The sequence below is a fragment of the Mucilaginibacter ginsenosidivorans genome (genome assembly GCF_007971025.1).
Taxonomy (GTDB): domain Bacteria; phylum Bacteroidota; class Bacteroidia; order Sphingobacteriales; family Sphingobacteriaceae; genus Mucilaginibacter; species Mucilaginibacter ginsenosidivorans.
In genome coordinates this window covers 1,473,837-1,489,797 of the sequence record NZ_CP042436.1, presented here as the reverse complement: position 1 = coordinate 1,489,797, position 15,961 = coordinate 1,473,837, and the positions used below count along the sequence as shown (strand labels likewise).

Genomic DNA, 15,961 nt, shown 5'->3' with positions numbered 1-15,961 from the left:
GTTTTATTCAAAGGTAGAAATATTTTTATAATAAAAAGAGTTTTATATCTTCTTTAACTCAGTATGCTTAATCCGGTGCTGATATCTTCAAGAATGTCTGCAATATCTTCCAGCCCTACTGAAAGCCGGATGGTCCCTGGAAAAATCCCAATCAGGTTACGGTCATCTTCCGTCAGCTTTGAATGCGTGGTTGAGGAAGGATGTGTAGCGATCGACCTGGAATCCCCCAGGTTCGAGGTGATCAGGATCATTTGTAAAGCGTCAAGGAAATTTTTGGCAGCACCGAAACCATCCTTTAACTCAAAGGTAACTACGCCGCCGCCTGCTTTCATCTGTTTTTTGGCCAGCGCATACTGTGGATGCGAGGGTAAAAAAGGATACGTTACGGTTTTAACCGCGGGGTGCATTTCGAGTAGTTCCGCGACGGCCAGGGCATTCTGGCAGTGCCGGTCCATGCGGAGCGGCAACGTTTCCAGACTTCGCGATAATAACCACGCATTAAAGGGTGACATGGCAGGCCCGGTATGGCGTATAAAAAATAACAGCTCAGCGATCAGGTCCTTTCTACCTACTACCACACCGCCTAATACCCGGCCCTGCCCATCCATATATTTGGTCGCCGAATGGCAAACGATATCGATACCAAAAGGGATCGGCTTTTGAAGATAGGGTGTAGCAAAACAATTATCTACATTGAGAATGACGTCGGGATATTTGTTTTTGAAACTACCCAGCCATTCCAGGTCGACCAGCTCTAATCCAGGATTTGAGGGGGTCTCCAGGAAGATCATTTTGGTTTCAGGGCGAATCGCTGCTTCCCATTCTTCCGGCTTCAGTGCATCGACATAGGTATGGGTAATTCCCCAACGGGGCAATAGCTGGTTGAGCAACTGGCTGGTCGACCCAAATACAGATCTGCAGGCAATCACATGGTCACCGCTTTTTAGGAAACCGGCGAGGGATGCAAAGACAGCGGCCATACCGGAAGCAAAAGCTAATCCGTCTTCCGCTCCTTCCATTTCACAGACCTTGGTAATAAATTCAGTCGTGTTCGGATTGGAATAGCGCGAATAGATATTAGCTTCCTGCTCGCCTGCAAATACTGCCCTGCCTTGTTCTGCATCATCAAATATAAAGCTGGAGGTCAGGTAAAGGGGTACCGAATGTTCGCGGTTTGCCGAGCGGACAGCCTGGGTACGGATGAGTTTGGTCTGTTCTTTCATGTTGTTTGTTTAAAAGGCAACTGATTTAAGTTTTAATCCGGTTGTTTCGTCCAGCCCAAATAGCAGGTTCATGTTTTGCACCGCCTGACCGGATGCTCCTTTTAACAGATTGTCCATTGCGCTGATAATTAAAATCTTATCGTCATATTTAGCGGCATTGATGAGGATCCTGTTGGTATTGACGGCTTGTTTCAAATCCGGGGCCATATCGGTAATGACCACAAAAGGATCATTTTGGTATCGTGTCCTAAACCGGCTCTGCAGTTCATCAGCGGTAATATCGGATTTGAAATAAATGGAGGTAAAAATCCCCCGGGTAAAGTTGCCCCGAACGGGCAAGAAATTGACAACAGCCTTAAAATCGGGGTGAGCATCTTTCAAGGTTTCATTGATCTCATCCAGGTGCTGGTGCGAAAATGCCTTATAAATAGAAACATTGTTACTTCTCCAGTTAAAATTAACACCGGGCGACAGGGACTGACCCGAGCCTGTTGAACCTGTTATCGCATGGATATGAACCTCGTTTTTTACCAGCGGTATGACGGGCAATAAGGATAGCGTTATGGCGGTTGCAAAGCAACCGGGATTGGCCACACTGCCGGTTGCTTTGATTTGTTCTCTATTGTGTTCTGACAGACCATAGATAAAACTCCTGCCATGACTGTTTTTAGTGAGCCGTAACCTGAAATCCTGGCTCATATCGATGATCTTTACGGTGGCAGGAATCTGATTTTCCGTAAGAAATATAGTTGATTGCTGATGCCCGCCGCAAAGAAAGAGCACGTCTGCATCAGCGCTCCAGGAGCCAACAAATCTTAATGAACATTCCCCTTCCAGATCGCTATGTATGCTGCTGACCAATTTATCCTGCTGGCTTTCACTTTGGACATATTTGATAATCGCAAAAGGGTGATTCATCAGGATTCTGAGCAATTCGCCTGCCACATACCCTGCGCCTCCGATGATCCCTATTTTAATTCGTTCTGACATGCGCAAATGTAAAGCGGCAGAGGCGCAAACAGGCGTAATATCTATGAAACTATTGCATGTATATAATCGGAATATTTGATAAATGCTTTTTCAATGACGGGCCTGAATTAATTTTGTAACCCTTTTTCGGCAGCCGCTCTCTAATAGATATACATTCCATAATATAATCAAAAACAAAATGAAAAAATTCAAAAACTTTGCGGCGCTTACTGCCCTTTCGATGGCTTTTCTGTTGGTATTCTCGTTGCCTGCTTTAGCGCAAAACCCTAAACTTACAGATCCGGAAATAGCATCTGTAGCGGTAACGGCCAACCAGATCGATATCGACTACGCAGCGATTGCCAAAGAAAAATCCAAAAATGCGGAAGTATTGCGCTTCGCCGAAACCATGACCAATGACCATAAAGCGATCATTGCGCAGGCTGTAGAACTGGTTACCAAACTCAAGGTTACGCCAAAAGACAATGCAGTAAGTCAAAAGTTGAATGCCGATGCAGCGCTAACAAAAAAAGCGTTGCTCAAAAAATCAGGAAAGGCATTTGATAAGGCTTATATCGATAATGAAGTAGCCTATCATAAAGCGGTGATCGCGGCGGTGACCGGTTTATTGATACCGGAATCCCAAAATGCAGAATTAAAAGCTTTGTTGCAAAAAGTTGTTCCGGCCCTGAACGCCCACCTCGCTCACGCTGAAATGGTACAGAAAGACTTCAAATAATGAGCACTTTTTTTAACGTTTGCCGAAATTGCGTTTACCTGATCTTTATTTGGAGCGTAGCAGCCGGGTGTTCTTCTGCTCCGCAGAAAGCAAAGGTTTATACCGTTGAAATCAAAGACATGAAATTTGTTCCTGAAGATATTATCGTAAACAAAGGCGATACCATCACCTGGATCAACCGGGATATGGTGGCGCATGATGTGACAGAAGAAGCCTCTAAAAGATGGACCTCCGGGCCTATCGCCGCAGGCGGTACCTGGAAGATGGCAGTGAGCGATGAAGCCAACTATTACTGCAGCATTCATGCAGTCATGAAAGGCAAAATAGAATTAGAATAAGAACTGGATAGAAGGGTGGTTTAGATACGGCGTGTCCTGTTAATTCAGGGCACGCCGTTTATTTTAAGGCTTATTTGAAATCAGCTGGCCTGGTAAAGCAGGCCATTTTTTATTAAAACGGTGCCGGCTGATCTGCTCTTAAATAGATGATGGTCCTATTGATATAAGGAAAAAGAGCGATCAATATAATTGTAAAAAATAATAACATACTGATCCATTGATAATAATCCATGGCAAACCTGATCTGCCCCTGGGTATTGATCGATTTTACCAATAAGCGGTTGGATAATTTCATGGCCTGCCCGGCTTTCAGTCCTTTTGCAGAAAATGCGTGCGCCTGTTTGGCGATTACCTGCCGCGCCACAGGGTTGAGTTTTGTTACCTGGTCCTGAAAAGTATTGTAATGTTTGCTTTTGGCAAATAATTCAAAAAAATTGATCAATGCGATGCTGACCATAAAACCAAGACAGCGGACGAATAAGCAGATCCCCGCCGCGCTTGCCCCTAATTGATGGGGAACAGCCGAAATGGCAAAAACGATGGTCGGTGTCATCAGCATGCCCGCGCCCAGGCCTTGTACTATTAATGGGATGACAAACTCAGATTCGTTCGCCTGGGTATCAAAAAGAAAAAACATCCATGTATGGTAGACCAGCAGGAGGAGGAAGCCGCTGATCAGGATGAAACGTATCGGCCGGTGCTGCAAAACCAGCACACAGGAAAATATAACCCCGGCTGCAATCCCTAAAATATTATACAGGTTGATATAGGATAAATTGATCGGGTCCAAACCCAGGACGCCAACGAAATATGTGGATGTTAACCCGGACGCAAACCTGCAGATATAAAATATAAAGAGAATGACCGCACCCACCTTAAAATTACGGTAGTTAAACACGGCCAGGTTAAAATAGGGGCGTTTATGTTTCCATTGCCTTACGATACCGATACCCAGTAAAACAGCCGCCGCTATTAAACTATACCGGATACGCTGATCGTCCAGCCAGTAATATTCCTGACCGTAAACGCAGGCATAACCCAATAACCCTAAAAAGGTGGCATAAATAACAAAACTGGCCCAGTCCAGCTTATAAAGCGGAAACTTCACGTTGAGCCGCACGTTGTTCATCAACACGCCCAAAAACACCAGGCTGGGGGCATAAGAAAACAGCGCGCATTTGTAAAGCGTATTGTAATTAAAGGAATCGATCAGGTCAGCCGTTATGAAATTATTGAAGGGGATCATGCAGATCAGCAGGCCAAAGAAAATGGAGTAGCCTACTTCGCGGGCCCGTTCTGTTTTTAAACGGCTAAAGATGAGCGCCAGGGAAATATTGACGGTACAGGTAAACGCCATTCCCTGTATAAACCGGCAAACAAACAGGAAGGTTAGGTTTTGAGTAATATAGCAGATATAGGATGTGATCAGCTGTACAAAAGTGATTATAAAAAAGTATTCTTTGGTGGCCAGGTAATTGAAGAACCGGCGTTCCAGCGAGAAAAAGCTGGTATAGCCTACATAGAACAGTACTACAGCGAACTGTATATCATAGGGCTCACAACCGTAATAACCCGCGGCGGCGTTGATATTGGCCAGCGGAAGGAAAAACAATACCAGGCTGGGCAATAAAACGACAAATAAGACAGCCTTGATCATCCACCCCGGTACCCATGATCTGAATATGGGAATGACGCTGCTCATGATTTATTTTTACTGATAGCCACATTGACATTCATCCCTGCTTTGAGCAGGTCAATTTCCTTGCGAGCGCCGGTTAGCCGGATCCGCACCGGTACACGCTGTACGATCTTGACATAATTACCGGTTGAATTATCCGGGGGCAATAAAGAAAAACTGGAGCCGGTAGCGGGAGATAAAGAAATAATCACCCCTTTAAATTTCTTACCCGGATAGGCATCAGCTTCAATTTCTGCCGCTTCGCCAATACGCATCAGGCCGATCTGCGTCTCTTTATAATTGGCAACAACCCACTTGTCCGTTTCTTCATCAACAATATAAGCTAAAACCTGGCCCGCATCGATCATTTGTCCTTTTTCGACACTGCGGCGGCCCATCCGGCAATTATAGGGGGCGGTAATCACCGTGTAGGTCACATCCAGTTTATGCCGGTCAAGCAAAGCTTCCAGTCGCTTTATCTCTGCTTTAACGACCACCTGCTGGGTTTGTGTATCATTAATTTTTGATAATGAGGCCTGGTAGCTTTCGCGGGTAGATTGCAGATCGGCATCCGCAACGTCTTTTAAAGCCTCAACATTTTCAAGCTGCTGTTTGGTTGCTGATTCCACGGCATACAATTTCTGGTAACGGGCGTAATCCAGCTGCTGTTTCAGGAGCTTTGCCTGCGCGGCAGCGATCTGGGAATGGTTAACCTGGGAGGTCTTGGTCAGGGTCTGTACATTGCTTTCCAGCACCTTCAGTTGTGACCGGGCATTAAGTAATGCAGCTTCGGTCTGCTGTTGCTGTATGACATATTCCCGGTTGTCGATCACCAGCAGGGTATCGCCTTTTTTCATTTCCTGGTTTTCATCAAACTTTACGGCAACAATAAAGCCACCGGCACGGGAGATGACCGGATTGATATATTCCTGGACCTGGGCATCATTTGTTTCTTCAAATTTGTAGAGGTCCCACAAAGAAAATACCCCCCATATAGCAAGTGCAATAACGATAGCGCCCGCGACCCAGGCCGTGATGCGGGTAATGATCTGATCCGTAACGGTATATTTATTTTTCTTATTCATCTTAAAGGTTTCCTATGACATTTTGTAATTGATAGTATTGTAAGCTGGCCGCCATTTCTGCTGTTGCCAGGTCAAACCTGGTTTGCAGCAATTGTACACCGGCATCCAGCAGATCAGTGATCAGGGAAGATTGATTAAAATAGGTATTGTTAACGATCCGGTAATTCTCCTTAGCCTGCTCTACGTTAACCCTGGCCACATCAATACCTATCAATGCTTCCTTATAGCGCAGATAGGCTTCCTTAACCTGCTTCCGTACATTATCTTCGGTATCCGAATGTTCCAATTCCTGGTTTTTTAATTCCAGCTCAGCAATTTTTTCTTTGTGCCTGTTCAGGTAGATCGCTGACAAAGGAAATGAGGCCCGTACCCCGGCAATACCCAATGAATAAAGATGAGGGTTATAGGGATAAAGAAAGATCTGGGGATTGGCATAATAAAAATCACCGTACAAGCCTACTTTCAGGGATACGTTTGCTTTGACATTTTTCAGCTCGATTTTCTTCAACTCAGTTTCCTGGGCCGAGATCCGGTACTGAAATGATTTCGCCATCGCCTCGGACAGGTAGGATTCATAGGTACCCAGTGTTAAAGCATCCGGCCCTGCCTTATCGGTGGGAATTACAATTTGTTCATCGGGCTCGCCGATCAGGATGTTGAGCTTTTGATTGGAAAGGCTAATATCGTTTTCAATGGTAACCAGGGATAGTTTCTGACGGGAAAGTTTGAGCTCAACCCGTAAGACATCGCTTTTTAAAACCACCCCATTTTTTAAGAACTGCCTGATCTCTGCCAGTTGCTTCTCCTGATCGGCAATATCTTTGATCATTAGATTTTTAAAGATCATACTCCTTTGCAGTTCCAGGTATCGTGCAGCTGCCCGGTACCTGATATCAGAAATGGTCAGGTTCTGTTGTTCAATGGCAATTTTATCATGCGTTTTTTCTTCGGCGATCTTCAGATTGGTTTTGCTGCCATTGTAAATGTTCAGGTAGCCATCGGCACCTATTTTATAAAGTGTATGGATCACCTCATGCTGGGTGGGCGCGCTAAACAAGCCATGTTCATAAACCGGTATATTGGTGGCCTGCTCAAAATTGCCGCCAACAGATAATTCGGGCAACCTTTCCACCACCGCGTCCCGGATCTCTTCCTTACTGCGTTGCACCTTCACCTTTTGCATTTGTATGGCCTTGCTATAAACATCAGACCTTTGCCAGACCTGTTGTAATGATAAGGGTAAAGCAGTTCCCGCTGATTGTTGCGCGCTCAACAGCGATGTTCGCAGAACCAAGCACCCCCACAGAGCCATAATTTTTGTATAATTTTTTTGCATCCTTTATTTTGGACGCAAAAGTATGCCTACCCGGCTGATGCGGCTTTACGGAATAAGCCATATATTTGATGATTCCGGCCAAAATCAAGAAAATTACGTTGGTCCTTGTTACCTTTCACAACAATTTGAGTGATTTGTTGCAAAAGTCATTCCTATAATTGCATTTTGTTATGAGTTTAATAGCTTCATTGCCCTATATTGATCAGGAACCGCAATCCGTTTACGTGATGCACGAGAAGCTGGAAAGGCATATTCCTGTTCACCGGCACACCAAGGGGCAACTATCTTATGTGGAGGGTGGCATTGCTTATGTTCATATCAAAAACAAAACATTTGTGATCCCTGCCCGGCATTACTTCTGGATACCGCCTGGGCTGGAGCATATTTTAAAGGTAAGCCATTCCGCCACTGTTTTACGCTCCATATTTTTTTATGCTTTTGATGACGACCGGCATCCTTTTTACGCCAAAGTGGGCATCTACCCGATCAACGAACTGCTGTTGCAGATGATCAAACACTCAGATGGCTGGGAAGGGCTGATCGGGCCGGATGACCAACGCTATCAGTTTTTAACCACCATAAAAAATATCCTGCCGGAAATCAGTACGCATATCATGCCAATGGCGCTGCCTTCAACCGAAAATGAAAGAATGTGCGCCATACTTGCCTTTATGGATGAGCGAATTGCTGAACCGCATACGCTGCAAAGCATCAGTGACCGTTTTGGATTTAGCTGCCGTTCACTCTCCCGGTTGTTTCAGTCTACCCTGGGTATTTCCTTTTTACAATACCTGAAATTACTCCGGATGGTTAAAGCATTTGAAATGATCTTGGAAACGGACAGGTCCATGACGGAGATCTCTTACCTTATCGGCTACCACAGTCTCTCTGCATTTAGTACTACTTTTTACCAATTCACCAATCTACGTCCCTCAAGTTTTAATAAATACAAATGATGGGGGATAAAATAATGGTCCCGTTGACCCTGGTGTATCTCGGTGAAAATTACCGGGTACAGGTTGTCCCCGCGCGGTATCAAAGTTTAATGACGCTGATTTCGGATCTCCTGGCTATACCGGGTTTTGGCCTTTGTTGTGGTATGGGAAGTTGTGGTACCTGTTTAGTAGAAATTGCTGACTCCCGGACCGCGTTAAAAAGGCCCGTCCTGGCCTGTGGAATACAGGTTAATGACGGGCTCTCTAACGCTTACGTTTTTATACCGGATCGGGTCTATTAATCCAACTTCTTCTTTTAAGTATTCAGGTATTTTAAAAATTCGTCTCTCTTTTGGGCGTCAAGGAAAGCCCCGGAGTATTCCGCGGTAAGCGTGCTGCTGCTGGTATCCTTAACGCCTCTTGACGAAACACAAAGGTGAACAGCATCAATCACTACAGCTACGTCTTCGGTGCCAAGGATCGTTTTTAATTCTTCGGCGATTTGCCTGGTCAGCCGTTCCTGCACCTGTGGCCGCTGCGCATAATAACGGACGATCCGGTTTAACTTAGACAGGCCTATGACTTTGCCGCTGGAAATGTAAGCCACATGTGCTTTTCCAATAATGGGTACGAAATGGTGTTCGCAGTTTGAATAAAGCGCGATATTTTTTTCTACCAGCATCTGGTTGTAGCCATATTTGTTTTCGAACAGGGCCATCCCGGGCTTGTTTTCCGGATTAAGCCCACTGAAAATCTCCCTGACATACATTTCGCCGACGCGCATGGGCGTTCCTTTAAGACTGTCATCAGTCAGGTCAAGCCCCAGGACCTGCATGATCTCCTTAAAATGATAGGCGATCAACAGGATCTTTTCTTCGTCATCCATATCAAAGGCATCTTCCCGCAAAGGGGTGTCCCAGGAAGTGCCGATATGTTCATCGCCCAGGTCAGCTTCCGCTGTATAATTATTCCCCGCTATATTCAACGAAGTTTCGTTCTGTTTCATAAAGTATTATAGTTAATTTATTCTGGATTTGTGGTTTTAATAGGGTATAGATGACACCGGCGATATTTTCAGCCGTTGGATTTAAGGTTGTGAACTCCGGCAGATCAAGATTAAGGTTCCGGTGGTCAAACCGTTCCGTTACTACTTGTCTGACGATTTCCTTTAAGGCCTTTATATCCATTACATAGCCGGTATCTGGATCTATCTCTCCGGTGACCTTGACAATCAGTTCATAGTTGTGCCCGTGATAATTAGGATTATTGCATTTCCCGAACACGTCCTGATTTTTTTCATCTGTCCAATGTGTATTGTGTAGTCGATGAGCGGCGTTGAAATGAAATTTTCTGCAAATCGTCGTGATCATCGGCTTACTGTTCAAAAACGATGAATTGATCGGCTACATTTAATTCGTGCAGCATGCCGATCATATCTGCTGTAAACTGGTCAGGACCACAGATGTAATAATAAGCCGCGTGATCGCCGGCACTGGCAGCGATCAGTTTTTTATCTAATATTTTTTGCTCTTCGCCCGGTAAAGGATACCGGATGATATCAATATCGCGATCTCCTAAAAACGTTTTTAATTCGTCTTTCAGAATAATGTCCGCCGCGGTATGGTTGGCAAACAATAAAGTATTGTTTGGATGCGCCCCGGTTGCCCCAAGTTGCCTGAATATCGCTATGAATGGTGTGATACCGGCACCCCCTGCAATGAAAACGCCCGGCCCCTTATATCGAATTGCTCCAAATACTTCATGGATAATCAATTCATTTCCGGGCACGATATCCGCAAGTTTTTCGGTTACCCCGTTATGGCCTTTATAGATCTTGATGATAAATTCAAGGTAACCTGCGTTTACGGGAGAAGTAAACGTAAATGGTCTCAATTCAGATTCCAATCCGGGGCGGTTGATCGCAACATCTGTTGCCTGGCCGGGCGTATAACTGTAACCGGCCGGTTTTTCTGTGACAAAACGTTTAACGTTGTGGGTTAAATATTCCGTGGCTAAAACTTTAACAATATGGCTTTCCATTATACAGTTTTTAAATTTTTAACGGTTGAAAGTTTGCCCAGCGAGAAAGCGCCTATAGCCATAACCAGATCGCGAACGGCCACATCAAGAAAACTACCGGACACGATCAGGGTCAATGCGATCAGCACCAGCCAGGCACTGACGATCCATGAGCCGATCTGAGGTTTTATTAAAACGATTATACCTGCGGTGATCTCGATTACGCCAACGATCATCATAAAAGTATGACTACTGACCGGTGAAATCATTTTCAGCGAAGGGTTTAAATATTGTTCCCAGTTTGTTAACAGGTTGGTGAACTTGTCTGCACCGGCTACGATAGGCACCAGACCAAAAGTAAGCCTTAAAATGGTTTGAACGTCCTTAGCATTTTTTGTATTTGCTTGCATGATATTATTAATTATTTATACGTTAGAGCACGCCCGGTTAAAAAGGGTTACAAAATGTAACGAATTGCAAACAACCCGGCTGAAATACCATTAATTTTGTAACCCTTTCCTTTTTCGATACTCTATTATATAATCAGGATCAATATAGTTATGGATAACTCAACAATTAAAGATTTGAGTGATGAACAGATCGTTGCCAGAATAGTCGGCGGTGAGCAGCAGTTGTATGAAAATCTAATGCGAAAATATAATTCGCGTATGTACAGAATCAGCATGTCTATAATCAATGACAACGCAGAGGCTGAGGACATTATGCAGATTGCCTATATCAATGCTTATCGTCAGCTCGCTAACTACAGGCAACAATCCAGTTTCGGAACCTGGCTCACCCGGATACTGATCAACGAAAGCCTGCTGCATAAAAAGAGAAAAACAAAAAAGGATAAAGCGCTGATGGAAACCACTTTTATTGATGAACATCATGAAACGCCTTTAAACGGCCTGATGAACAAGGAACTGAAGAGTATATTAGAACAAGCGGTTGCCAGTTTGCCGGAAAAATACCGATTGGTATTTATGATGCGGGAGGTGCAGGGCATGAGCACCAATGAGACGATGGAAGTTTTAGCGCTCGGCGAATCAAACGTAAAGATCCGTTTAACCCGAGCCAAAGAAATGCTGCGGGCGGAGCTCAGCAAAGCATGGAAGCCGGAGCAGATCTATGAATTTAACCTGGTTCGTTGTGATGTGATCGTCAATTATGTCATGAATAAGATAAATCAGGGTTTGTTTTGAGTTTACCTGCACTTACATTTATTGGTGTCCCGGTTATTTAAGCAATGCATGTTTATTGCAACATAAACTGCTGACAGCTCATCATCTGGGGATTTTCACGCGTTACCTGGCACAATATTCTTGATAATTTAAATCCCTTTTTGTTCGTTTCAATCTTACCAGATCAGATGACTTTAAGGTTTTTAAAAGCGTTCACTAAAAAGTATAAAATGACTTAACAAAAAACATATCATGGAAGCAAATAAGGTAAAACAAATCCACAGTTTTGGTCAAAGTATATGGCTGGATTTTATCGACCGGAGTATTATTTCATCGGGAAATTTAAAGAAGCTGATCAATGAGGATGGCATAAGCGGGGTAACTTCAAACCCGTCTATTTTTGAAAAGGCCATTACCGGCAGTACCGCTTATAATAACGAAATTCGTATGCTGGCTGAAGGTGACCGCAGCAATGAAGATATATTTTTTGGATTAGCCATAACCGATATCAAAAATGCGGCCGACGTATTCAGGATTGTTTACGATGAGGCTAACGGTGCCGATGGTTTTGTGAGTTTGGAGGTATCGCCATTTTTGGCATTGAAAACCGGGGAAACAGCTAAACAGGCCTTAAAACTTTGGAAAGAAATTGACCGCAGAAACGTAATGATAAAAATTCCGGCGACACAGCCGGGTTTAGCCGCTATAAGAAGTTCAATTGCCGCTGGCATAAATATTAACATTACCTTACTATTTGGCTTGCCAAGATACGAAGAGGTGGTAGAAGCCTATTTATCAGGCTTGGAAGACAGGTTGGCGAAGAATAAAGCGATAGACCAGATTTCATCAGTAGCCAGTTTTTTTCTAAGCAGGATAGATGTGATGGTTGACCCGATGATTGATGAAAAGGACTTGAGCGGCCTAAAAGGTAAAATTGCTATCGCGTCAGCGAAAAAAGCCTACGAAATTTTCAAAAGGGCGTTCAGCGGCCCGCGCTGGGAAAGGCTGGCTGCCAAAGGCGCAAAAGTACAGCGTTTGTTATGGGCAAGCACCAGCAGCAAAGACCCTTCTTTTAAAGATACCAAATATATAGAAGCCCTCATCGGACCTGATACAGTAAACACGATTCCGTTAGAGACTATAGCAGCTTTCCGGGATCACGGTATAGCTGCAAATACCTTAGGTGAGGATCTGGACGAAGCGACCGAAATATTAAGCAGACTAAAAAAAGGTGGTATTGATTTAGCTATGGTTACGCAAAAGCTGGAGGATGAAGGCATTGAAAAATTTAATAAGGCATTTGAAAACCTGCTACTGGCTATTGAGAAACAAAAGACCAAGGCCTAAGACAGGCATGACACCACTTGAATACAGGAACCAGAACTAAAGCGATAACGATCACTCTGTAAACTGAAAATCGGATCGCTTGGAAAAGACGTTGAACATTTGTTAGTCTTTATAGCATTTTGTACATTTGAATAACACTAGTTCTTTCAAAATCTTTCAAACAGAGATGTTTATCAAGGCCACCAAAAAGGTTACCATTCAACATATCTGATTGTAAAAATCTATAAGTGAGACATTTTCCGGAAGATATACGGAGCCGTCCATTCCGCTAAAAGCTTTACAAATTGTAAAGCTTTTTTGTTTCGTGGATTTTTTTTCAAAACCAATGCCGAAATAGTATCATCATTACGGCCTAATAATACTACTTGTCAGTACATAACCTTCCTGGTCGTTAAATAGTACCTTACAATAGGTTTCGCCCTTTTGCCGCAATTGTACCTGGGTTTCGTCCGAAATTTTGGCGATGACGGGTGAGTTATAATCGGGTGACCGGTGCAGGTAAACGATGCCGGTTACGTTGGCGTGCAGGGTGACCAAATAGGGCAAGGCAGTTGAAACAGGCGCCGGACCGGTTGTGTCGGTAATGGATGGGCCAGCATGTGTAACGGGGATAAACGCGTTGATTTCCGAAGCCGGATTATGCTCTTTGGTGCTGAGTGTAGTTAGATGGCTTTGGACGGCCGCTGTCACCGCTTTGTGATGTTTTTTTGGCCGAATGGCTGCCACAGCAGCAACCGCAGGTTGTATGGGAGTTTTTGTTACCGGTTTTTTTGAAGTGTGGCCACGAATGGAGCTGATGACATAGTCGGCAAACAGTGCCGTTACCGCCACGAACGTTATCGCGACTGCGATATTAAGATATTTGAGTTTGAAGGCGGCTAGGCTGCGTTGATGGTTACGCCTGAAGGCGGTGTCATACTTGCTGCGGCGATTGGTATCGCGCAGGGTATCATAAGCCTCGGTTATCTCGCGGAAATGGCTGTCCATAAATTCGTCGTGCGCCTCGCCATCGCGGTAGAACCTGCGGGCAAGTTTTCGATATGCCACCTCAATTTCGGGTTGGGTGGCATCGCGGGCGGTACCGAGGATGTAGTAAAAGTCCTTCATGGCTGCGATTACAGCTATTGGATTTATTTTAGCGGCGATGGTTTAATGGAGGGGCGCTACATGGAGGAGAAGCATCACGAGGCGTGGACGCCGGGAGCGAGACAGCGTGTAAGGCAAAATAACATGAATATTGCTTTCGCCAAAGACAGAATCAAATCCCAAAAATAGCTTTAGAATTTTCTGTGGTAATATCTGCTACGGTTTCGATACTTACCCGGTGAAGATCAGCTACCTTCTGCGCCACGTAAACCAGGTAAGAGCTCTCATTGGGTTTGCCGCGGAAAGGAACCGGGGTTAAGTATGGCGAATCGGTCTCCAACACCAGGTGTTCCAAATCCACCTGCTCCACTACTTTGTCGAGGCCGGAATTTTTGTAGGTTACCACGCCGCCGATACCCAGGTAAAAACCCATACCGATGAGTTGCCTGGCCTGTTCCAGCGTTCCGGTAAAGCAGTGCAATATGCCGCGCAGGTTTTCGTCATATTCTTCCTTTAATACCTCTAATACTTCGTCGTATGAGTTACGGCAGTGGATAACGATGGGGAGTTTCAGCTCTTTCGCCCAACCTATCTGTATTCTAAATGCTTCTACCTGTATATCCAGCGTGGTTTTATCCCAATACAGGTCGATACCTATTTCACCTATCGCGTAAATTTTGTGTGAAGGAATGGCTTCTTTTATGGCGCTGAGTTCCTGCTGCCAGTTTTCTTTTACGTCGCAGGGATGCAAACCGAGCATGGCAAAGCAGTTTTCGGGAAAGGCGGCTACCTGGCTGAATACCAGCTCCATCGAAGCCGAATCGACATTGGGCAAAAACAACCGCCCGATATTATTATCAAGGCAACGCTGCATTAGCTCCTGCCTTTTGAGCGGGTCGGTTTGGTAATATTGATGGGTATGGGTGTCCGTTAATAACATAGGTCTTTGCTGAAAGCCTCTTCACAACGAGATAGCTTTTTAATATCGCAAAGTTAATAAAAAAGCCCCCGGGTCATCGGGGGCCGTATATCAGCTTTTCTTTTTGGCAACGGTATGTTTTTTAACCGTGGTCTTCTTTATAACCGGTTTGATAGCAGCGGGTGCATGCTTTATCGGTTTTATGCCTGTCAGTTCGAGGTCGAATACCAATGTAGCGAAAGGCGGGATGTCGCTATAGCCTTCCTGCCCGTAAGCCAGGCTGGACGGTATAACAAATGTGGCCTTTGCACCGCTGCCCAGCAGAAGCAGACCTTCGTCCCAACCGGGAATAACGTTTCCTTTACCAACAACAAACTGGTATGGGGCATAAGTGCGGCCCGGCTGGTTCAGTCCGGCTTTTTCAGCTTCGGTTTGAATGCTGGTATCAAATATCTGCCCGTTCAGGAACCTGCCCACATAATTAACCAATACCGTATCGCCGGCAAGTGGTTTGTGCTTTAACGAAGGTTTGGTTATTACATATTCCAGCCCTGAAGCCGTAGTTTTTAGAACAAGTTTATGATCGGTTATGTATTTATTCCGTTCCGTGGTCTCGGCTGTTTTCATGCTGTCGACGATCTTACTGCGCTCGGCCATCGCATCGTCGAGCGTCTGCACACGCTCTATCTTTACCAGGCACACCAGGTAGCTGCCCTTGGGCAGAAACGGGGGGCGCTGATCGTCATGTCCTTTAAACAGCGAGTCGGTAGGAACTTTTACCAAAGCGCTATCCTTTTCGGCCAGTACAGGGAAGATGTCCATCAGGTCCGCAGCATTTTTTGACTCTTGTACCTGTATTTTAATGGGGCGGCCCATGGTATAGGTAGATCCCAATACCGAGTCCTTTTCTGTTTTTTGGGTGAGGTTAAAAGTCACCACATCATTCACTTTTATTTTGTCGCCTGGTTTATTGGTCAGGTTCTTCACCAGGTCACCCTGCGGTGTCTTTACAAAACCATCCTGCGCTTTCAGCCCAAGACCAACAATCATGAATGATAAAAGCGCTATTGCTATTTTTTTCATATATAAAACAAAAGCCCCCG

The 15,961-nt window shown here is 44.8% G+C and carries 17 protein-coding genes; 5 read left to right on the top strand and 12 right to left on the bottom strand.

The window, feature by feature from the left end:
- Positions 1 to 53: 53 nt before the first annotated feature.
- Together FRZ54_RS06805 and argC are read right to left on the bottom strand one after the other, a co-directional pair.
- Positions 54 to 1,223, bottom strand: a complete 1,170-nt coding sequence (locus FRZ54_RS06805; RefSeq protein ID WP_147030880.1) for a trans-sulfuration enzyme family protein — start codon at positions 1,221 to 1,223, stop codon at positions 54 to 56.
- A 9-nt stretch (positions 1,224 to 1,232) separates the two neighbouring features.
- On the bottom strand, positions 1,233 to 2,213 hold the full coding sequence (argC, locus tag FRZ54_RS06800; protein ID WP_147030879.1) for an N-acetyl-gamma-glutamyl-phosphate reductase: 981 nt from the start codon (positions 2,211 to 2,213) through the stop codon (positions 1,233 to 1,235).
- A gap of 178 nt (positions 2,214 to 2,391) precedes the next feature.
- Here argC and FRZ54_RS06795 point away from each other — a divergent pair, with 178 nt between their 5' ends.
- Complete coding sequence (locus FRZ54_RS06795) at positions 2,392 to 2,931, top strand: DUF4142 domain-containing protein (protein WP_228462643.1); 540 nt, start codon at positions 2,392 to 2,394, stop codon at positions 2,929 to 2,931.
- Positions 2,931 to 3,269, top strand: coding sequence for a plastocyanin/azurin family copper-binding protein (locus tag FRZ54_RS06790; protein WP_147030878.1), 339 nt, complete (start codon positions 2,931 to 2,933; stop codon positions 3,267 to 3,269). Before FRZ54_RS06795 ends, FRZ54_RS06790 begins: the two co-directional genes overlap by 1 nt.
- A gap of 112 nt (positions 3,270 to 3,381) precedes the next feature.
- On the opposite strand, the gene FRZ54_RS06785 is transcribed toward FRZ54_RS06790, so the two are convergent.
- From FRZ54_RS06785 to FRZ54_RS06775, 3 genes are read right to left on the bottom strand one after another with little or no spacing between them, the layout of a single operon-like run.
- A complete protein-coding gene (locus FRZ54_RS06785; protein ID WP_147030877.1) occupies positions 3,382 to 4,971 on the bottom strand; it encodes an MFS transporter in 1,590 nt (529 codons plus the stop codon).
- Positions 4,968 to 6,032 (bottom strand): HlyD family secretion protein, encoded by a 1,065-nt coding sequence (locus tag FRZ54_RS06780; protein WP_147030876.1) that lies wholly within the window; start codon positions 6,030 to 6,032, stop codon positions 4,968 to 4,970. Before FRZ54_RS06780 ends, FRZ54_RS06785 begins: the two co-directional genes overlap by 4 nt.
- A 1-nt stretch (position 6,033) precedes the next feature.
- Positions 6,034 to 7,344, bottom strand: coding sequence for a TolC family protein (locus FRZ54_RS06775; protein WP_147030875.1), 1,311 nt, complete (start codon positions 7,342 to 7,344; stop codon positions 6,034 to 6,036).
- A gap of 194 nt (positions 7,345 to 7,538) precedes the next feature.
- On the opposite strand from FRZ54_RS06775, the gene FRZ54_RS06770 reads away from it, so the two are divergent.
- Positions 7,539 to 8,324, top strand: coding sequence for an AraC family transcriptional regulator (locus FRZ54_RS06770; protein ID WP_147030874.1), 786 nt, complete (start codon positions 7,539 to 7,541; stop codon positions 8,322 to 8,324).
- 295 nt (positions 8,325 to 8,619) lie between these two features.
- Here FRZ54_RS06770 and folE read toward each other — a convergent pair whose 3' ends face one another.
- The 4 genes from folE to FRZ54_RS06745 are packed head-to-tail and all read right to left on the bottom strand — an operon-like array spanning position 8,620 to position 10,732.
- Positions 8,620 to 9,309, bottom strand: a complete 690-nt coding sequence (folE, locus tag FRZ54_RS06760; RefSeq protein WP_147030872.1) for a GTP cyclohydrolase I FolE — start codon at positions 9,307 to 9,309, stop codon at positions 8,620 to 8,622.
- Complete coding sequence (locus FRZ54_RS06755) at positions 9,269 to 9,673, bottom strand: 6-pyruvoyl trahydropterin synthase family protein (protein ID WP_147030871.1); 405 nt, start codon at positions 9,671 to 9,673, stop codon at positions 9,269 to 9,271. Before FRZ54_RS06755 ends, folE begins: the two co-directional genes overlap by 41 nt.
- 4 nt (positions 9,674 to 9,677) lie before the next feature.
- Positions 9,678 to 10,343 carry an FAD-binding oxidoreductase gene (locus tag FRZ54_RS06750; protein WP_147030870.1) on the bottom strand — a complete coding sequence of 222 codons (666 nt, stop codon included), beginning with the start codon at positions 10,341 to 10,343 and terminating at the stop codon, positions 9,678 to 9,680.
- Positions 10,343 to 10,732 (bottom strand): hypothetical protein, encoded by a 390-nt coding sequence (locus FRZ54_RS06745; protein ID WP_147030869.1) that lies wholly within the window; start codon positions 10,730 to 10,732, stop codon positions 10,343 to 10,345. The genes FRZ54_RS06750 and FRZ54_RS06745 overlap by 1 nt, the downstream gene beginning before the upstream one ends.
- A 150-nt stretch (positions 10,733 to 10,882) precedes the next feature.
- Between FRZ54_RS06745 and FRZ54_RS06740 the strand changes: the two genes are divergently transcribed.
- Together FRZ54_RS06740 and tal are read left to right on the top strand one after the other, a co-directional pair.
- A complete protein-coding gene (locus FRZ54_RS06740; protein WP_147030868.1) occupies positions 10,883 to 11,527 on the top strand; it encodes an RNA polymerase sigma factor in 645 nt (214 codons plus the stop codon).
- Positions 11,528 to 11,758: 231 nt separating this feature from the next.
- Positions 11,759 to 12,853, top strand: a complete 1,095-nt coding sequence (gene tal, locus FRZ54_RS06735) for a transaldolase (RefSeq protein ID WP_147030867.1) — start codon at positions 11,759 to 11,761, stop codon at positions 12,851 to 12,853.
- A gap of 345 nt (positions 12,854 to 13,198) precedes the next feature.
- Here the strand turns inward: tal and FRZ54_RS06730 are convergent, their stop codons facing one another.
- From FRZ54_RS06730 to FRZ54_RS06720, 3 genes are all read right to left on the bottom strand, one after another.
- A complete protein-coding gene (locus FRZ54_RS06730; protein ID WP_147030866.1) occupies positions 13,199 to 13,960 on the bottom strand; it encodes a DnaJ domain-containing protein in 762 nt (253 codons plus the stop codon).
- A 151-nt stretch (positions 13,961 to 14,111) separates the two neighbouring features.
- Positions 14,112 to 14,879 carry a TatD family hydrolase gene (locus tag FRZ54_RS06725; protein ID WP_147030865.1) on the bottom strand — a complete coding sequence of 256 codons (768 nt, stop codon included), beginning with the start codon at positions 14,877 to 14,879 and terminating at the stop codon, positions 14,112 to 14,114.
- A 90-nt stretch (positions 14,880 to 14,969) separates the two neighbouring features.
- Positions 14,970 to 15,941, bottom strand: coding sequence for an FKBP-type peptidyl-prolyl cis-trans isomerase (locus FRZ54_RS06720; RefSeq protein ID WP_147030864.1), 972 nt, complete (start codon positions 15,939 to 15,941; stop codon positions 14,970 to 14,972).
- Positions 15,942 to 15,961 lie beyond the last annotated feature (20 nt).